The sequence below is a fragment of the Sphingomonas sp. genome (genome assembly GCF_965200135.1).
Lineage (GTDB): Bacteria > Pseudomonadota > Alphaproteobacteria > Sphingomonadales > Sphingomonadaceae > Sphingomonas.
In genome coordinates this window covers 177,226-195,248 of sequence record NZ_CBDATK010000006.1, presented here as the reverse complement: position 1 = coordinate 195,248, position 18,023 = coordinate 177,226, and the positions used below count along the sequence as shown (strand labels likewise).

Here is an 18,023-nt window from a genome sequence, read left to right as displayed (position 1 = left end):
GCAAGACATGGCCAACAAGTTCGCAATCGTCACCGGCGCATCGTCCGGCATCGGCCTGGAACTCGCCAAGCTCGCCGCGCAGGACGGCTACGACCTGCTCGTCGCCGCCGACACCAGCTTCGCCAATGCCGAATCCGAGATCAGCGCGAATGGCGGCAGCGTCGAGACTCTCGAGGTCGACCTGTCCACATTCGAGGGCGTCGACCGGCTGCTCGATGTGGCCGCCGGGCGCCAGATCGACCTGCTTTGCGCAAATGCCGGTCACGGCCTGGGCCGCGCGTTCCTCGATCAGGATGCGGCGGAATGGCGCCACGTCGTCGATACCAACATCACCGGCACGACCTATTTATTGCAGCGGGTGCTGACGCCGATGGTGGCCCGTAACGACGGCAAGGTGCTCGTCACCGGATCGATCGCCGGATACATTCCGGGCTCGTTTCAGGCGGTCTACAACGGCTCCAAGGCGTTCGTGGACAGCTTCGTCGCGGCGATCCAGAACGAGATCAAGGACGCCGACGGGGTCACGCTGACCAACCTGATGCCCGGTCCGGTCGAGACCGAGTTCTTCGAGCGCGGCGACATGATGGACACCTCGGTCGGCACCGATCCGAACAAGAGCGATCCGGCCGATGTCGCCAAGGACGGCTGGGACGCGGTGATGGGCGGCAAGGCGTCGGTCGTGTCGGGCTGGAAGAACAAGGTTCAGTCCGCGATAGCCAATGTCACCCCCAACGCCGTCCTCGCCGAACAGCACCGCCACATGGCGGAGCCGGGCACGGCCAAGGAGTAAACCGGCGCGGGGCGCGTCCTGCCGGAACGCGCCCCTCTCGGTCTATTCGTCGACAAGCGACAATATCCGCTCCGCCTCCGCGAGGTGGAGCAACTCCACCATGGCGCCATCCAAACGTATCGCGCCTTTGCCGGCGGTGATGGGATCGGCGAAGGCCTCGGCGACCGTCCTCGCCCAGGCGATCTCTGCCGCCGTCGGCGAGAACGCAGCGTTGGCGATGTCGATCTGGTCCGGATGGATCAACGTCTTGCCGTCGAAGCCGAGCATCGCCCCCTGCCGGCACGCGGTGGTCAGCCCGTCGACATCGCCGAGCCCGTTGAACACGCCGTCGAGCGCCGCGATCCCGCTCGCTCGCGCCGCGATCACGACCTGCGAAAGCGCCGGTAGCAGCGGCATCCTCATCGCATCGGGCCGACACCGCATGTCCTTGGCGAGATCGTTGGTGCCTGCGATCAGGACCTCCAAGCCGACCGCGTGCGCCGCCGCGGCGATCGCCGGTAGCGCGAGCACCCCGGCGCACGTCTCCACCATCGCCCACAGCGCCGGTCCCGGCAGCACCGCGCGCGCCGCCACCAGATCGGCAGGCCCGTTCACCTTGGGCAACACCACCGCCGCGACCGGGACGTCGGCCAGCGCGGCGAGGTCGTTGGCGCCCCAAGGCGTGTCGTGTCCGTTGACCCGCACCGCCACCGCACGGCTGCCGAAACCGCCCTCTCGCACCGCCGCCACCGCCGCCGCGCGTGCCTCCAACTTCGCCTCGGGCGCGACCGCGTCCTCCAGGTCCAACATCACCGCGTCGCATGGCAGCGCCCGCGCCTTGGCGATCGCGCGGGTGTTGGACGCGGGCATATACAGGACGGAGCGGAGACGGGTCATCGAATCGCTCTAGCACCGCTTCGAGGCGGATCGTCACCCCGGCTTGCGATGGAGCAAATAGCGCTGCGATAACCTTGGATCATGGTCGCCGGAGCCAAGCTGCGCTAAACGACAATCGTGCCGAGCGCCCGTCGCCTCACAGTCCTGCTCCTCCTCCCGCTCGCGGCGTGCGGACAAGGCGTGCTCGACCCTGCCGGGCCGGTCGCGGCAGGCGAGAAGACGATCCTGCTCAACTCGCTGGCGATCATGCTGGCGATCATCGTTCCGACCATCATCGCCACGCTCGCCTTTGCGTGGTGGTTTCGCGCGGGCAACACGCGCGCCCGGTATCGGCCCGACTGGGCGTATTCGGGGCAGCTGGAGCTGCTCGTCTGGTCGATCCCGCTGCTGGCCGTCATCTTCCTCGCCGGGATCGGCTGGGTCGGCAGCCATCAGCTGGAGCCGTCGCGCCCGCTCGCCTCGCGCCAGCCGGCATTGCAGGTGCAGGTCGTCTCGCTCGACTGGAAATGGCTGTTCATCTACCCCGACCAAGGGGTGGCGACGATCAACCGGCTGGTCATCCCGGCGGGGCGCCCGGTGGCCTTCCGCATCACCTCGGCGACGGTGATGAACAGCTTCTTCGTGCCCCAGCTCGGCAGCCAGATCTATGCGATGAGCGGGATGGACGCGAAGCTCCACCTGCAGGCGGACAAGCCCGGTCGCTATCGTGGGCTGTCCGCGCACTACAGCGGCGCCGGGTTCGCCGACATGGGGTTCGCGGTCGACGCCGTGCCGCCGCAGCAGTTCGCGCAATGGGCGGCGACGACGCGCGGCGCCGGCCCGGTGCTCGACGGCCGCGCCTTCCTGACGCTCGCCGCCCGCGCGGAGGCGATGGCGCCCACCAGCTTCCGCGCGGTCCAGCCCGGTCTCTACGACGCGGTCGTGCGTCAGGCCGGAGCGCCGGTCCACGAGCAGGTGCGTCACGCCGGGCGGGAGGATTAGCATGTTCGGCAAGCTGGGCTGGGACGCGATCCCCTTCGACAATCCCATCCCGCTGGTCGCCTTCGGGGTATTCGGCGGCCTGATCCTCGCCGTGCTGGTCTGGGTCTGGCGCGCGGGCCACTGGCCGTATCTGTGGCGTGAGTGGATCACGTCGGCCGATCACAAGCGCATCGGCATCATGTACTGCCTGTTCGCGCTGGTGATGCTGGTGCGCGGGTTCGCCGACGCGCTGATGATGCGCGCGCAACAGGCGATGGCGCTGAACCATGGCGGCTTCCTGCCGCCCGAACATTACGACCAGGTCTTCTCCGCGCACGGGACGATCATGATCTTCTTCGTCGCCATGCCGTTCATGGTCGGGCTGATGAATTTCGCCGTGCCGCTTCAGCTCGGCATCCGCGACGTCGCGTTTCCCACGCTCAACAACGTTAGCTTCTGGCTGACCGCCTCGGGCGCGCTGCTGCTCAACATCAGCCTGGTGGTGGGCGAGTTCGCGAAGACCGGCTGGATCGCCTATCCGCCGCTGTCGGAGCTGCGCTTCTCGCCGGGGGTCGGCGTCGACTATTACCTCTGGTCGTTGCAGATATCGGGCGTCGGCACGCTGCTGACCGGCGTCAACCTCGTCACCACCATCCTGAAGACGCGCGCGCCGGGCATGGGCTATACCCGCATGCCGATGTTCTGCTGGACGTCGCTCGCCACCAACCTGCTGATCGTCGCCGCATTTCCGCTGCTCACCGCCGTGCTCGCGATGCTGACGCTGGACCGGTACGCCGGCTTTCACTTCTTCACCAACGAGGCCGGCGGCAATCAGATGATGTTCGTCAACCTCGTCTGGGCGTGGGGACATCCGGAGGTCTACATCCTGGTGCTGCCCGCGTTCGGTATTTTTTCGGAGGTGGTGTCGACCTTTTCGGGCAAGCCGCTGTTCGGCTATCGATCGATGATCGTCGCGACCATGGCGATCTGCCTGTTGAGCTTCATGGTCTGGCTCCACCACTTCTTCACGATGGGCGCGGGCGCGGACGTCAACGGCTTCTTCGGCGTGATGACGATGATTATCGCGGTGCCGACGGGGGTGAAGGTCTTCAACTGGCTGTTCACGATGTTCGGCGGGCGCATCCGCTTCGCGACGCCGATGCTCTACGCCATCGCCTTCATGTGCTCGTTCGTGATCGGCGGCATGACAGGCGTGCTGCTGGCGGTGCCGCCGGCGGACTTCCAGCTCCACAACTCGCTGTTCCTCGTCGCGCATTTCCACAACATCGTCATTCCAGCGGTGCTGTTCGGCGCGTTCGCGGGCTATATCTACTGGTTCCCCAAGGCGTTCGGCTTTCGCCTGCACGAGGGGTGGGGGCGGGCGGCGTTCGCGCTGTGGACGATCGGCTTCTATCTCGCGTTCATGCCGCTCTATCTGCTCGGGCTGGAGGGAATGACCCGCCGGCTGCAACACTATAACGTGCCGGCATGGCAGCCGCCGCTGCTGATCGCGGCGTTCGGCGCGCTGGTGATCGCGGGCGCGATCGGGTGCCAGCTGATGCAGATCTACGTCTCCATCCGTGATCGTGACGCGCTGCGCGACGACAGCGGCGATCCGTGGGACGGCCGCACGCTGGAATGGTCGACCAGCTCACCGCCGCCCGCGTTCAACTTCGCCGCCCTTCCTCACGTCGAGGGCGAGGAAGCCTATTGGGGCGTGAAATCGCGCGCGCGCGAGGAGCGGCGTTTGAGCCAGCGGCCCGACTATGAGGCATTCCACTTGCCGCGCAACTCGCCGACCGGCTTCGTCACCGCCTTCTTCACGACGCTGATGGGCTTCGCGCTGGTCTGGCACATCTGGTGGCTGGTGATCGCCGGTCTGCTTGGCGCCTGGGCCACCTTCATCGTCTTCGCGTGGCGCGACGAGCATGAGGAGGAGGTCTCCGCCGAGGAGGCGCAGCGCGGCGACGATCAGCGCCGCGTCGGCAAGGCGAAGCTGCTGGGGCTAGACCCGGTATGAGCGCGTCCGCCGCAGACCCCCACGCGCTCGGTCGTGGTGAGGTGCCGATCAGCGAGCGCGGTCCCGCGCCCAAGCACATCGTTGTCGCCTATGGCTTCTGGATCTTCCTGCTCTCCGACTTCATCCTCTTCTCGGGCTTCTTCGCCGCTTATGCGGTGCTGGTGACGGCGACCGCGGGGGGGCCCTCGGGCCGCGAGGTGTTCGACCTGCCGCTGGTCGCGTGGGAGACGGCGGCGCTGCTGTTGTCCTCCTTCGCCGCCGGCATGGCGAGCGTGGCGATGCTGGCGAAGAACCGGTTGTGGTTCCAGGTCGGCATGGCGGTGGCGGGCGCGCTCGGCACGCTCTTCCTGTGCGGCGAGGTCTACGAGTTCGCGCATTTGATCGGGGAAGGCAATGGGCCGGGGCGCAGCGCCTTCCTGTCCAGCTTCTTCGCGCTGGTCGGTTGCCACGGGCTGCACGTCGCCCTCGGCCTGACCTGGCTGACGACGATGATGGCGCAGGTGTGGACCAAAGGCTTCCGCGACGACATCGTCCGGCGCGTCCAGTGCTTCATGCTGTTCTGGCATGCGCTCGACATCATCTGGGTGGCGCTGTTCACCACCGTCTATCTGCTGGGATCGGGCGTATGAGCGAGCGGGGCGATACGGCGCCGGGCCAGGACCCCAAGGACGCACCCGACATCGGCAAGGCGGTGCGCGGCTATCTGATCGGGTTGGCGCTGGCGACCGCGCTGACGGGGGCGTCGTTCGCGGTGGCGGCGGGGCTGGGCATGGTCTGGGCGCCCGGCATTCCGATGGCGCTGATGGCGCTGGCGGTGGGCCAGATGGGCGTCCACCTGGTCTTCTTCCTCCATATCACGACCGGGCCGGACAACACCAACAACGTCTTCGCGCTGGCGTTCGGGACGTTGATCGTCGGGCTGGTGCTGATCGGCAGCGTCTGGATCATGGCGCATGTCAGCCACCAGCTGATGAGCCCGGCGGCGATGCAGAGGATGCAGCGCTAGCGCCCACGCGCTTCAACGGAGTTGAGCGCGAGAGGCGCAAGCTCGGCCGGCGGGCGGCAGAGCCGATCCGTCCGACGTCACGACGCGGGTTTTGCCCGCGGCGCTTTGCAAGGCCGCAGCATCCGAAAACGAAAACGGCGGCCCCTTGTGGGGGACCGCCGCCTTCGTCTCACCCTCTCCGGTGGCTCAGAAGCGGAACGCGGCGCCCGCGCGGAACTGACGCCCGATCAGCCCGGCATAGTGCCAGGTCGTCAGGAAGTTCGGTGCGCTGGCATAGGCAGCCGGGGCGACCGGCGCCCGTGCGTCGAGCAGGTTCAGGACGTTGAACGTGAACGAGAACTTGTCGTTGACACGGAAGGTCTGGTTCAGGTCGACGTTGATGAAGCTGTTGACGTAGCAGAAGGCATTGTAGCCCGGCGCCGACGCCGCGACCTTGTACAGGTTCGCGGTGCACGCGGTCGACAGGTTGCCCTGGTCGGTCGCGACCTCCTTGATCCGCCCGACATAATAGGTCGTCGCGCTGATCGCGTAGGAGCCGAAGTCGAGCGTGTTCTGCCAGTTGCCGCGGACGCGCGGCGTGCCGTTGCCCGATGAAAGGTCATAGGGTCCGAATGAGCCGGCGAAGCGCTGAACGCCGTTCGCCGTGTCGCGGTCGTACCGGATGATGTAGGTCGCTTCGACGCGGCTGGTGAACTTCGCGCCGCCGAAGATCGGCGCGTTGAGCGTGGCGGAGAAGTCGAGCCCCTCCGTCGTGTCCGAGTTCACGTTGACGAACGGCGCGTTGACGATGAGCACGCGCGGCAGGGCGTTGGGGAACAACGGATCGACGCCGTCGATCAGGTTGCACGAATAACCCGCGCCGACTGCCGCGACGGCGGCACAACCTGCCGCCGACGCGGCCGCCGCCGACGGATAGGCGTTGCCCGCCACCGAGTAGTAGGCGTTGATCGCGGCACCCGCCAGCGGACCGTTGGCGATCAGGTTGGTCTTCTTGACGTTGTAATAGTCGACCGTCGCGCTGAACCAGCGCACCGGCTGGAAGATGCCGCCCAGCGTGAACGAACGCGAGCGCTCCGGCTCCAGGTTCGGATTGCCCGCGAAGCCGCGGCCGACCGAATACTGGAAGTTGTACGGGTTGCCCGCGGCCGCGCCGCCATGCTGTGTGACGAAGCCGGCCGGCGGAGTGATCGTAACGAAGCCCGCATACTGGCTGCGCGGACCCGCTTCCGCAAAGGTCGGCGCGCGGAAGCCCTGCGAATAGGTGCCGCGGATCGCGAACTGGCGGATCGGCGTGAACTTGACGCCGATCTTAGGCGAGAAGCGGCCATAGCCTTCGGAGTAGTGGTCGTACCGGCCCGACAGGTTGAGGTCGAGCGAGGTCAACAGCGGCGCGTCGAGCTCCGCATAGCCGGCCACGACGGTGTGTGCGCCGAACGCCGACGAGGTCGTCAGCGCATAGGTGTCGAGTGCGGCGTTCTGGTTGTTGTTCTCCAGCTTCTCACGCCGTGCCTGACCGCCGACCGCGAGCTGCAGCGGGCCGCCGGCGAGTTGGGCCAGCTCGGCCGCGATCGAGGCGTCGATCGAGTACAGTTCCGAGTGCGACGGCGTGGTCTTGTCGGGCGCCAGGAAGTCGCGCACCGCCTGCGTGTTCGCGGCCGGATTGACGAAGTTGTAGGCGCCGGTGTTGATGACCTGGCGCAGCGCGACGATGTTGAGCAGGCCGTGCTGCGTGATCTCCAGATTGTCGCGCGCATACACGCCCTCGACCCGCCAGTTCACCTTGTCGCCGAAGCGGCCGGTCAGGCCCGCCGTGCCGCGATAGACGTCATTGGTCCGCTCGCTGCCGCCAGCGATGTCGCCGAACAGGTAATAGATGCGCGCGGCGCCCTGATTGGGCGTCAGCGCGTTGGCAGCGGCATAGGGATTGTTCGGATTGAGCTGGCGATCCGCCGCGGTCGCACAGTTGATGCCGGCGGCGCAGACATAGACCGGCAGGACGATGCCCGGATTGCTCGATGCGACCAGCGGCGAGCCGCCGAACGGCTGCGTCTGGCGCACCCCGGAGGGGAAGGCGCTGGTGATCGAGACGTAGCTGCGGCTGAAGCTGCCGGTCGCATACGCTTCGATCTCGTCGTTGATCCGGACGCTGACACGTCCGTTAAACGAGTAACGTTCCTGCAGCGGCTGGATCTGGCGGTACAGGTCGGTCAGGTCATACGGGCAACCGACGCCGCGCGCGCCGCCGGTGGTTACCGTGTAGGTCGGACGCGCACAGTTCGACAGGCCCAGGGTCGAATAGTTGCTGTACGGCTGTGTCTTGCCGGTCGCATCGACATAAGTGCCATCCGCGATCGGCGCTGTACCGCCGGTCAGCGGGTTGTTGAGGTCGGTCTGCGTGGTGCGGACGACATAGGCGGTTGGGGTGTTGACGGTCAGGCCGCTGTCGGCGGTGTTGTTGTCGTTGCCGCCGATCGCGCGCAGGTCCTGCGTGTTGTACGGGAATCCGCGGCTGTTGTTCGAAACGCGGCCGTCGCGCTGATATTCGCCGTTGATATAGACGTTCCAGCCGTTCGCCTCGTAATCGCCGATACCGGCGGTCAGGTTGGCGCGATAACGCGAGGCGTCGCCGCGCTCGGCGATCCCGCCCTCGACCTGACCCGCGACGCCGACGAACGTCTTCTTGAGGATGAGGTTGACCACGCCGCCGATCGCGTCGGCACCGTAGGTGGAGGACGCACCGTCCTTCAGCACCTCGATGCGGTCGATCAGGCTGAACGGGATCGAGTTTAGGTCGACATAGGCATTGTGGCCGTCGTCGTTGATCGGGAAATTGGTCGAGCGCAGCCCGTCGACCAGCACCAGCGTCGACGACACGCCGAGGCCACGCAGCGACACGGCCGAGCCGCCGGCGGAGAAGCCGGTCTGGAAGCCGGTGCCGATCGAGCCGGCGCTGTCGGCGGAGATCGAGCGGATCGCGTCGGCGGCGGTGGTGATGCCCGCGCGCGACAGGTTCTCCGACGTCAGCACGGTGACGGGCGAAGGCGTTTCGGTCGAGGTGCGGCGCAGCAGCGAGCCGGTGACGACGACGTCGCCGTCCGCGCCCTGATCGCTCTGGCCCTGGGCGCTCGCCGTCTCTTCCTGGACCTGGATGTCCTGCGCGGCGGGCGTCTGCGGCGTGGCGGCGGTCTGCGCGAACGCCGGGCTGACGCCAGCCAGCGCGATCGCGAGCGGCGCGGTGGACAGCAGGGTGCTGAGGCGGATGGACGACATGGTATGAATCTCCTGTGCCGGCGTCTGCCGGTCATCGTATCTGCACAGGGCCCCCCCGGTGCTCGTGGCGCGCTGATGTCGCGACGCAACAAAACTGTAAAGACCGGTCGCGGGCGTTTTGTCACACGCTGTTGCAACAAAGGCGCAGTCGGTGCCGCCGGACCGAGCCGTCGGACGTGCCGTTCGGTGCTTGGCCGATCCGATGGCGGATCCCGCAGCGATAGCCAGGACCTATTACGCCGCCTCGCGCGTCCGCCTGCTCTCGCGAATCAGATCCGCCGCCTTTTCCGCGATCATGATCGTCGGTGCGTTGGTGTTGGAGCTGACCAGGTTCGGCATCACCGAGGCATCGATGACGCGCAGCCCCGCCAGTCCGCGCACCCGCAGGTCGCCATCGACCACCGCCCGCGCATCGTCCTTCGCGCCCATCCGGCAGGTGCCGACCGGGTGATAGATGGTTTCGGCGGTCGCGCGCACCCAGGCGTCGACCTCTTCGTCGCTGTCGACCGAATCGCCGGGTGCGAGTTCCGCCCCGCGATAGAGGGTTAACGCCGCCTGCGCGACCACACGGCGGCCGATCCTCACCGCTTCACGCATCACGCGCCGGTCCTCAGGCGTGGCGAGATAGTTCGCCTCGATCTTCGGGTCGGCGAAGGGATCGTCCGAATGCAGTCCGATGCGGCCGCGGCTCTCCGGGCGCAGCTGGCAGAGGTGGAGCGAGAAGCCGTCCTCCGTCACCTGCGCCTTGCCGTGATCGCGCATGATCGCGAGCACACCGTGAATCTGGATGTCGGGCCGCGACAGGCCGGGGCGCGAGGGAATGAACGCGCCCGATTCGAGGAACTGTTGCCGCCCCGGCCCGGTGCCGCGCAGCATGTAGCGCAGGCCGACGCCGAGCTGCTTCAGCCCGCGGGTCACGGAGAATGCGCTCTCCAGCCCCTGGCTGCGCCAGTTCATGATGACATCGAGATGGTCCTGCAAATTCTCGCCGACACCGGGCAACGGGTGGACGACCGCGACACCGGCGGCGCGCAGCCGTTCGGGATCGCCGATGCCGGACAGTTGCAGGATCTGCGGGCTCTGCACCGCACCCGCGCACAATAGCACCTCGCCCGCCGCGTTCGCCGACCGGGGCGTGCGGCGTTTGCCGACGACATAGTCCACGCCCGTGGCACGGCCGTCCTCCACCCGGATCCGCGTGGTGCGCGCGTCGGTGACGATCTGGAGGTTCTGCCTGCCGAGCACCGGCCGCAGATATGCTTCCGCCGCGCTCCAGCGGCGTCCGTTCGAGACGGTGAGATCGTAGGGGCCGAAGCCCTCGAAGTCCGCGCCGTTGAAATCGTCGGTCACCGGATAGCCCGCCTGCCGTCCGGCCTCGGTCAGCGCGCCGTAGAACGGGCTGGCGCTCTCACCCTTCGAGATGTGGAGCGGGCCCTCACCGCCGTGCAGATCGCCGCCGGCGTGGTGTCGCTCCAGCCGCTTGAAATAGGGCAGGACGTCGTCCCAGCCCCAGCCCGTCAGTCCCATTTGCCGCCACTCGTCATAGTCGAGCGGATGGCCGCGCATGTAGACCATGCCGTTGATCGCCGACGACCCGCCCAGTCCCTTGCCGCGTGGCCACCACAGCTTGCGGTCGTCCAGGTTCGGCTCGGGCTCGGTCCAGAAGCCCCAATTGTGCGCGTTCTTTTCCTTGATCAACTGGCCGACGCCCGCCGGCATCCGCACCAGCACGTTGTCGTTGCGGCCGCCCGCTTCCAGCAGCAGCACGCGCGTGTCGGCGTCCTCGGTCAGCCGTGCGGCGAGACAGCAGCCGGCCGACCCGGCGCCGATGATGATATAGTCGTAAGCGTCCACGCGCGCGGTCCTTCAGGGTACGATGACGAGTTTGCCGATGTGCGTCGCCGCCGCCATCGCGTCGAACGCGCCGCGCCAGTCGGAGAGCGGGTAGGTGGCGTGGACATGCGGTCGGATGCGGCGCTCGGCGGCGAGTTGCCACACCGCATCGGCGGCGGCGCGGCCGGCGGCGGGGTCCCGACGCCCGAACTCGCCCGCGCGGACGCCGACGACCGAAAAGCCCTTGATGAGCGGGATGTTGGCCGGGATCGTCGCGATGCGGCCGGAGGTGAAGCCGACCACCAGCAACCGCCCGCCGAAGGCGATGCAGCGGGTGGACTCGTCGAAGACGTCGCCGCCGACCGGATCGTAGATCAGCCTCGCGCCGCCGCCGGTCAGCGCCTTGACCGCCTCGCGGAAACCGGGCGCGGGCAACGTCGCCTCGACCGGATAAGCGGCAGCGATCGCGGCGAGTTTCGCCGGGGAGCGCGACGTGGCGATCACTCGTGCGCCGAGCGTTCCGGCCAGGTCCACCGCCGCCAGCCCGACGCCGCCGCTGGCGCCATGCACCAGCACCCAGTCGTCCTCTCGCATACCCCCCAACGTCACCAGCGCGACGTAGGCGGTGAGGTAGGCCGCACCCACCGCCGCCGCCTCGCCGAAGGTAAGGCCCTCCGGCACGCGCCGCGCGGCGGTCGTCCCGACCGTCACATATTCGGCGAAGCTGCCGATCCGCGTGCCCGCCACCACCCGGTCGCCCGGCACGAACTCGCCGTCGCCCTCGATCACCTCGCCGGCCATTTCCATACCGAGCGTGAAGGGCAGAGGCGGCTTCAGCTGGTAGGCGCCGCGCGTCATCAGCAGGTCGGGATAGTTGAGCGACGCCGCGCGCACCCGGACCAGCAGCTCGCCGGGTCGCCGCACCGGCATCGGCACGTCCGCGACGCCGGTGCCCGACAGGTCGTCGCTCAGCGATCGTACGACGAGCGCCCTCATCGCGGCACGCACAGGATGCCGATCAGCGCCTCCATCAGCACCGGCGGCGACAGATGCGGGGCATGGACCTTGGCGAGTCCCAGCGTCATCAGCGCATAGCCGCGCACCGCCGCCTCGGCCTGCTCGACGCCCGCTTCGATCAGGCAGTCGGTCAGGAAGCCGAGCATCACCGCATCGTGGCGCTCGACGGCACGGGCGGCGCGCGGGTCGCTGTCGGCCCAGGCGCGCATCGCGATCGACAGTCGCGACAGTCCGCGCCGCCGCACCACCTGCGCCAGTCGCCGGATGCGTCCGACCGGGTCCGGCTCCGCCCGCGCGATCGCGTCGAGCAGCTCGTGGACCTGCCCCGCCGCCCAATAGTCGGCGAGCCGGCCCTGATAGGCGTCGAAGTCTGTGAAATGGTGATAGAAGCTGCCGGTCGAGACGCCCAGTTCGTCGGCGAGCGGGCGCAGCTTGAGCGCGCGCAGGCCGCCGCGCCGCAACAGCGTTTGCCCCGCCTCCAGCCAGACGAGCGGCGTCAGGTCCGGTGCCCGCGCGATGTTGGCGATGCTTGACACTCCGACGGCCATAACGAATGTTACGGAGAAGAGGTGCCAAGGTAAAGGCGCCCGAGGAGAGGCCATGCTGCACCCCGTCGGGCACGCCGCGACCATGCCGGACAAGCCCGCCTATATCATGGCGGGATCGGGCGAGACGGTCACCTATGCCGAGCTGAACGACCGCGCCGACCGGGGCGCGCGGCTGATCCGGTCGCTGGGGCTGGGGCGCGGCGACGGGATCGCGGTGCTGATGGACAATTCGGCGCGCTATCTTGAGGTGATGTGGGCGGCGGAGCGGACCGGCGTCTATTGCACCTGCATCTCGTCGAAGCTCACCGCGCGCGAGGCCGAGTATATCGTCCGCGATGGCGACTGCCGCCTGCTGATCGCGAGCTACGGCGTGCGTGAGGTCGCGGCGGCGCTGCGGCCGCTGGTCCCCGACGTAGCCGCGCTGATGGTCGATGGTGTCGTCGCCGGGTTCGACGGCTACGAGGCCGGGCGGGACGCGCAGCCGGCCGGGCCGATCGCGGACCCGTCGCCGGGGCAGATCATGTTGTATTCGTCGGGCACCACCGGCGTCCCCAAGGGCGTTCGCCACCCGCTGCCCGAGGAGGCGTTCGGCGAGAACGTGTCCACGCTCGTGACGTTGGGCAAGGCACTGTACGGGTTCACGCCCGACATGGTCTATCTGTCGCCGGCGCCGCTCTATCACGCCGCGCCGTTGCGCTGGTCGATGGCGGTGCAGCAGCTCGGCGGCACGGTCGTGGTGATGGAGCGCTTCGATCCCGAGGCGGCGCTCGCCGTGATCGAGCGGTATCGGGTTACGCACGCGCAGTGGGTGCCGACGCATTTCGTGCGTTTGCTCAAGCTGCCCGAGACGGCGCGCGCGCGATACGACGTCTCGTCGTTGCGGAATGTGTGGCACGCGGCGGCGCCGTGTCCGCAACCGGTCAAGCGGGCGATGATCGACTGGTGGGGACCGATCGTCGGGGAGTATTACGCAGGGACCGAAGGCAACGGGTTCTGCGCGATCTCGTCCGCCGAGTGGCTGGCGCATCCCGGTTCGGTCGGGCGCAACCTGACCGCGCAGACCAGGATCTGCGACGACGAGGGCAAGGAGGTGTTGGCGCGGACGGAGGGCACCGTTTATTTCGCGGGCGGCGGCGCGTTCCAGTACCATAACGATCCGGACAAGACGGCGGCGGCCGCGAACGGGCAGGGGTGGACGACGTTGGGCGATGTCGGCTGGGTGGACGAGGAGGGGTATCTCTATCTCACCGATCGCAAGAGCTTCACGATCATCTCGGGCGGGGTGAACATCTATCCGGCCGAGATCGAGAACCTGCTCGTGACGCATCCCGACGTGATCGATGTGGCGGTGATCGGCGCGCCGCATGACGAGATGGGGGAAGAGGTCGTCGCGATCGTCCAGCCGCGCGACATGGCCGAGGCGGGGCCCGCGCTGGCCGAACGGCTCGGCGCCTTTGCGCGCGAGCATCTGAGCCACGTCAAGGTGCCGCGCCGGATCGACTTTCGCGAGGCGCTGCCGCGTCACGAGACGGGCAAGCTCTACAAGCGACTGCTTCGCGACGAATATTGGGCGGCGCAAGCACCCGACCGGCTCCGCTGAGCGGGAGGCGTCGCGGCAAAGCCGCGTCGTCGGTCGGGCGACGGTGTCGCCCGCCGGCCGAGCTTGGCCGGGTGGCGCGCAGCGTGCGCTCTCCCCGCCTGCGCTACACCATCCCCCACAGCAGCGTCAGGTTGAGCCCGACGATCACTGCCGCGATCAGCCAGGCCAGCAAGCGGAGCCAGACCGGCGCGACATAGTCGCCCATCACGCGGCGGCTGCCCGTGAACGCGACCAACGGAATGACGGCGAACGGCAGTTGCAGGCTCAGCACCACCTGGCTGAGCACCAGCAGTCGCGTCGCGCCCGCGTCGCCCGACGCGCCGACCACGATCACCGCCGGCACGATCGCGAGCAGACGGGTTATCATCCGTCGCAGCCAGACCGGCAGCTTGAGATCGAGGAAGCCCTCCATCACGATCTGACCGGCGAGCGTTCCGGTCACCGTCGAGTTCTGGCCCGACGCCAGCAAGGCGACCGCGAACACGATGCTCGCGGCGCCGACGCCGAGCATGGGCGAGAGCAGGCGATACGCTTCGTCGATCTCCGCCACGTCGGTGCGCCCGCCGAGGTGGAAGGTCGCCGCCGCGAGGATCAGGATCGCGGCATTGATGAAGAAGGCGAGGCCGAGCGCCACCGTCGAGTCCACCGTCGCCCAGCGGATCGCCTCGCGCTTGTCGTCGAAGGCGCGGGTCTGGACGATCGAGGAATGGAGGTAGAGGTTGTGCGGCATCACCGTCGCGCCGAGGATGCCGATCGCGAGGTAGAGCTTGGCCGGATCGGTGACGATCTCCGGCGAGGGGACGAGGCCACCGAGCACCGCGTTCAACGACGGCTGGGCATGGACCAGCTCGAACACGAAGCAGGCACCGATGATCGCCAGCAACCCGATGATGACCGCCTCCAGCGTGCGGAAGCCGAAGCGTTGCAGCGCCAGGATCAGGAACACGTCGAGCGCGGTGATGACCACGCCCCACGCGAGCGGCAGCCCGAACAGCAGCTTCAGCGCGATGGCGGTGCCCAGCACCTCCGCCAGGTCGCAGGCGATGATCGCGACCTCCGCCAGCACCCACAGGCCGAGCGTCACCGGACGCGAGTAGCTGGCGCGGCACGCCTGAGCGAGGTCGAGTCCGGCGCCGACGCCGAGACGAACCGACAGCGCCTGCAACACGATCGCCATCAGGTTCGACAGCAATACGACCGACAGCAGCGTGTAGCCGAATGCCGAGCCGCCGGCGATGTCGGTCGCCCAGTTGCCTGGGTCCATATAGCCGACCGCAACCAGGAAACCGGGCCCGATATAGGCTTGCAACTTGCCCAAGCCGCGCCGGCCGGCGGGGACGGCGACGGTGCGGTAGCTGTCGGACAGCGAACGGCCCATGGGCGTGGCGGGTGGCATGTCGGCGCCTTGGCCGATTGCTGTGTCGCTCACAAGCAACTCAGATCACGCTCATGTCGCTGTTGTAATGGTGCCACGCGAAGATCGCCGCTGCGCCGCGATGCGGGCGCCAGGCCTCCGCCAGGTCGCGGACGTGCTGCTCGGTCGGGCGGGTGTCGTGGCCGAGCAGGCGGCCGACCTCGATCTGCACCGCCAGGTCGCCCGCGGGCCAGATGTCGGAACGGCCCTCCGCGAACAGCAGATAGACCTCCGCCGACCAGCGGCCGATGCCCTTGACCCGGACCAGTGCGGCGATCGCTTCCTCGTCGTCCTCCGGCAACTCGGCGAGCGGCAGGCGGCCGCTGGTCACCTCGTCGGCGAGGCTGCGCGCGTAGCCGGCCTTCTGCCGCGACAGGCCGGCGGCGCGGAGTTGTTCGTCGGTGGCGGCGGCGACGCGCACCGGATCGCTGGCGTCGCCAAGCTCCGCATCAAGCCGGCGCCACACGGCATCGGCCGACGCGACGCTGACCTGCTGGCCGAGGATGGTGCGGAGCAAGGTCGCGAAGCCGCGCTCGCGCAGCCGGGGTCCGGGATAGCCGACGCGCACCAGCGCCGTCGCGAACGCCGGCTCGATCGCGGCGAGCGCATCCATCCCGGCCCTGATCTGATCGGCGTTCACGCTTGATCGGCCGATGGGCGCGCGGCATGGGCGGACGCGGTATTTGCGGAGAATGTCATGCCCAAGCTTATCGTCGCCACGCGCGAGGGGGAAGAACGCGAACTGGACGGCGAGAGCGGCCTGTCGGTGATGGAAAACATCCGCGACGCCGGAATCGACGAACTGCTGGCGCTGTGCGGCGGTTGTTGCAGCTGTGCGACCTGCCACGTCCATGTCGATCCCGACGATTACGCGCGGCTGAAGCCGATGAGCGAGGACGAGAACGACCTGCTCGATTCGACCAGCGACCGCGACGCGACGTCGCGGCTGTCGTGCCAAATCCTGTTCGGGCCGGAGCTGGACGGGTTGAAGGTCACGATCGCAGCCGAGGATTGAGGAGCGTGCCCCTGCCGGACGGCGCAGGGGCTGCGGGGGAGAATCATGGCATGAGCGTCGATCTGTTCACTTTCATCGGCATGTACGACCGGCAACTCGCCACCGCCGCGCATCTGCTCGACCGGGGCGCGGCGCATGCCGGCGGCGAGGCGGAGGCGATGCTCGACTGGCGGCTGATCGAGGACATGGCGCCGCTGCGATACCAGCTGCGTGTGATCGCCAACTTCACCCGGACCTGGCCCGCGCGGGTCGCCGGGCTGGAGCCGCCGGTCGAGATCGACGACACGCTCGATCTCGCCGGATTCCGGACCGCGATCGCGGAGTCGCGCGCCTATCTCGCCGCGCTGACCTCGGAGCAATTCGACGGGCGCGAAGAGGAGCCGCTGACCATCCCGCTCGGCAACGGCACGGCGCCGACCTTGCCCGCCGCCCGGTGGCTGACGGGGTTCGCGACCACCAACGTCTATTTCCACCTGTCGATCGCCTATGCGATCATGCGCGCCAAGGGCGTGCCGATCGGCAAGGTCGACCTGTTCGGCGGCGGGCTCTGACCCGCGGAACTTCGCGATCCTCTCGGTACGTCCTCGCGGAAGATCACCCCGTGCGGTGACCGGCGCGGGCGATGACGGGATCGGGAAACGACCCAACGACCATCGGCCGTTTCGAGCATGATCGTGACGGAGAAGGCCGCCGGTGCGGAACCGACGGCCCTCCCTCCCGGCCCGGCCGGCGGCGCTCAGGCGCCGGTGCGAGGTTCCCCCACTCGCGCCCGGCGCAGGACGCCGCCGATCAGACCGAAACCGACGATCGCCACCCCCCAGACGACCGGACCTGAAGACCCTGCGATCATCGCCGCGACGGCGCCCGCCGTGCCGAGCGACAGCATGATCGCCGTCCGCACGTCCCTGCGCTCAGGTCAGCGCGGCGACGTTGCGCGGTCGCCGTCGCGCGGCCGATCCGACCAGCCCGAAACCGACGATCATCAGTGCCCAGGTCGCCGGCTCCGGCACCCCCGGCGCGCCCAGCACCACGCCATCGCGAAACGCGGCGATGTTGGCGGCGCCGCCGGCCGGGTCCAGTCCGATGCGGAAGGTGCCGGTGGCGTCGGCGAACGCATCGCGGTTGGCGATCAGCTGCGCGTAGCTGGCGATGACGAACCGGTCGCCGCGATAAAGCGTCAGCGTTTCCTCGCCGCAGTTGGTCTGGCCGATGGCGATGTTCGCGCTGCCGCCCGACAGGGCATGGCCGTTGCTGCTGGTCGCACGCGGCGCGGGATCGCCGCCGAAACTGCCGCAGGCGGCGGCGCCGAACAGATATTGCTGGCCCCACAGGCCGACCGGCGCGGCGAACCCGTCGTCGCCCGCGTAGTCCGGGCTGCTGTAGGAATAGAAGTCGTCGGCATCCCAGATCGCGAAGCCCGCGCTCGCGCTCGTGCCGCCGGGATAGTTGCCGGTGCTGTTATCGGTCGACGAGTCGACGATGTGGAAATTGGCGGCGAGCAGCAGGTCGAACTCGTCGGCGCCGGTGTAGGTATAGCTCTGATAGGCATAGATGTTGTTGCCGAGGCGGACGTTGCCGACCGAAGTGACGCTCGCCTTGATCTCCGGAAAGCCGAAGTCGCCGAAGCGGACGGCGGCGTAGGATGACGAGCCGACGCCGGTGCCGGTGGCGGTG

16 protein-coding genes and 1 pseudogene are annotated in these 18,023 nt (G+C 68.3%); 8 read left to right on the top strand and 9 right to left on the bottom strand.

Annotation, left to right across the window (positions count from 1 at the left end; genetic code table 11):
- The first annotated feature begins 7 nt into the window (after positions 1-7).
- Positions 8-790 carry an SDR family NAD(P)-dependent oxidoreductase gene (locus tag ACOFKS_RS05575; protein ID WP_419808252.1) on the top strand — a complete coding sequence of 261 codons (783 nt, stop codon included), beginning with the start codon at positions 8-10 and terminating at the stop codon, positions 788-790.
- Positions 791-832: 42 nt separating this feature from the next.
- Here the strand turns inward: ACOFKS_RS05575 and ACOFKS_RS05570 are convergent, their stop codons facing one another.
- Positions 833-1,666: an HpcH/HpaI aldolase/citrate lyase family protein gene (locus tag ACOFKS_RS05570; protein ID WP_419808251.1), complete on the bottom strand. Its 834-nt coding sequence runs from the start codon at positions 1,664-1,666 to the stop codon at positions 833-835.
- 117 nt (positions 1,667-1,783) lie between these two features.
- On the opposite strand from ACOFKS_RS05570, the gene cyoA reads away from it, so the two are divergent.
- The 4 genes from cyoA to cyoD are packed head-to-tail and all read left to right on the top strand — an operon-like array spanning position 1,784 to position 5,652.
- Entirely contained in the window at positions 1,784-2,647 is an 864-nt protein-coding gene (gene cyoA, locus ACOFKS_RS05565) for a ubiquinol oxidase subunit II (protein ID WP_419808250.1), read from the top strand.
- Position 2,648: 1 nt separating this feature from the next.
- Complete coding sequence (gene cyoB, locus ACOFKS_RS05560) at positions 2,649-4,646, top strand: cytochrome o ubiquinol oxidase subunit I (RefSeq protein ID WP_419808249.1); 1,998 nt, start codon at positions 2,649-2,651, stop codon at positions 4,644-4,646.
- Positions 4,643-5,275 carry a cytochrome (ubi)quinol oxidase subunit III gene (locus ACOFKS_RS05555; protein ID WP_419808248.1) on the top strand — a complete coding sequence of 211 codons (633 nt, stop codon included), beginning with the start codon at positions 4,643-4,645 and terminating at the stop codon, positions 5,273-5,275. Before cyoB ends, ACOFKS_RS05555 begins: the two co-directional genes overlap by 4 nt.
- Complete coding sequence (gene cyoD, locus ACOFKS_RS05550; protein WP_419808247.1) at positions 5,272-5,652, top strand: cytochrome o ubiquinol oxidase subunit IV; 381 nt, start codon at positions 5,272-5,274, stop codon at positions 5,650-5,652. Before ACOFKS_RS05555 ends, cyoD begins: the two co-directional genes overlap by 4 nt.
- A gap of 186 nt (positions 5,653-5,838) precedes the next feature.
- Here cyoD and ACOFKS_RS05545 read toward each other — a convergent pair whose 3' ends face one another.
- From ACOFKS_RS05545 to ACOFKS_RS05530, 4 genes are all read right to left on the bottom strand, one after another.
- Positions 5,839-8,922, bottom strand: a complete 3,084-nt coding sequence (locus ACOFKS_RS05545; RefSeq protein WP_419808246.1) for a TonB-dependent receptor domain-containing protein — start codon at positions 8,920-8,922, stop codon at positions 5,839-5,841.
- 234 nt (positions 8,923-9,156) lie between these two features.
- Complete coding sequence (locus ACOFKS_RS05540) at positions 9,157-10,776, bottom strand: choline dehydrogenase (protein ID WP_419808245.1); 1,620 nt, start codon at positions 10,774-10,776, stop codon at positions 9,157-9,159.
- A 12-nt stretch (positions 10,777-10,788) separates the two neighbouring features.
- Positions 10,789-11,751 (bottom strand): NADPH:quinone oxidoreductase family protein, encoded by a 963-nt coding sequence (locus ACOFKS_RS05535; RefSeq protein ID WP_419808244.1) that lies wholly within the window; start codon positions 11,749-11,751, stop codon positions 10,789-10,791.
- Positions 11,748-12,308, bottom strand: a complete 561-nt coding sequence (locus tag ACOFKS_RS05530) for a TetR/AcrR family transcriptional regulator (RefSeq protein ID WP_419808243.1) — start codon at positions 12,306-12,308, stop codon at positions 11,748-11,750. Before ACOFKS_RS05530 ends, ACOFKS_RS05535 begins: the two co-directional genes overlap by 4 nt.
- 64 nt (positions 12,309-12,372) lie before the next feature.
- Here ACOFKS_RS05530 and ACOFKS_RS05525 point away from each other — a divergent pair, with 64 nt between their 5' ends.
- Positions 12,373-13,920, top strand: coding sequence for an acyl-CoA synthetase (locus ACOFKS_RS05525; RefSeq protein WP_419808242.1), 1,548 nt, complete (start codon positions 12,373-12,375; stop codon positions 13,918-13,920).
- A gap of 103 nt (positions 13,921-14,023) precedes the next feature.
- On the opposite strand, the gene ACOFKS_RS05520 is transcribed toward ACOFKS_RS05525, so the two are convergent.
- Both ACOFKS_RS05520 and ACOFKS_RS05515 read right to left on the bottom strand, forming a co-directional pair.
- Positions 14,024-15,316 (bottom strand): Nramp family divalent metal transporter, encoded by a 1,293-nt coding sequence (locus ACOFKS_RS05520; RefSeq protein ID WP_419808241.1) that lies wholly within the window; start codon positions 15,314-15,316, stop codon positions 14,024-14,026.
- 40 nt (positions 15,317-15,356) lie between these two features.
- Positions 15,357-15,947, bottom strand: a complete 591-nt coding sequence (locus ACOFKS_RS05515) for a DNA-3-methyladenine glycosylase family protein (RefSeq protein WP_419808714.1) — start codon at positions 15,945-15,947, stop codon at positions 15,357-15,359.
- 84 nt (positions 15,948-16,031) lie between these two features.
- Between ACOFKS_RS05515 and ACOFKS_RS05510 the strand changes: the two genes are divergently transcribed.
- Together ACOFKS_RS05510 and ACOFKS_RS05505 are read left to right on the top strand one after the other, a co-directional pair.
- Positions 16,032-16,349, top strand: coding sequence for a 2Fe-2S iron-sulfur cluster-binding protein (locus ACOFKS_RS05510; protein WP_419808240.1), 318 nt, complete (start codon positions 16,032-16,034; stop codon positions 16,347-16,349).
- A gap of 50 nt (positions 16,350-16,399) precedes the next feature.
- Positions 16,400-16,900 (top strand): DUF1993 domain-containing protein, encoded by a 501-nt coding sequence (locus ACOFKS_RS05505; protein WP_419808239.1) that lies wholly within the window; start codon positions 16,400-16,402, stop codon positions 16,898-16,900.
- A 185-nt stretch (positions 16,901-17,085) separates the two neighbouring features.
- Here ACOFKS_RS05505 and ACOFKS_RS05500 read toward each other — a convergent pair whose 3' ends face one another.
- Positions 17,086-17,250: a hypothetical protein gene (locus tag ACOFKS_RS05500; RefSeq protein ID WP_419808238.1), complete on the bottom strand. Its 165-nt coding sequence runs from the start codon at positions 17,248-17,250 to the stop codon at positions 17,086-17,088.
- Between the two features lie 10 nt (positions 17,251-17,260).
- Positions 17,261-17,362, bottom strand: a pseudogene (locus tag ACOFKS_RS05495) (PEPxxWA-CTERM sorting domain-containing protein); the annotation flags it as partial.
- Positions 17,363-18,023: the final 661 nt, after the last annotated feature.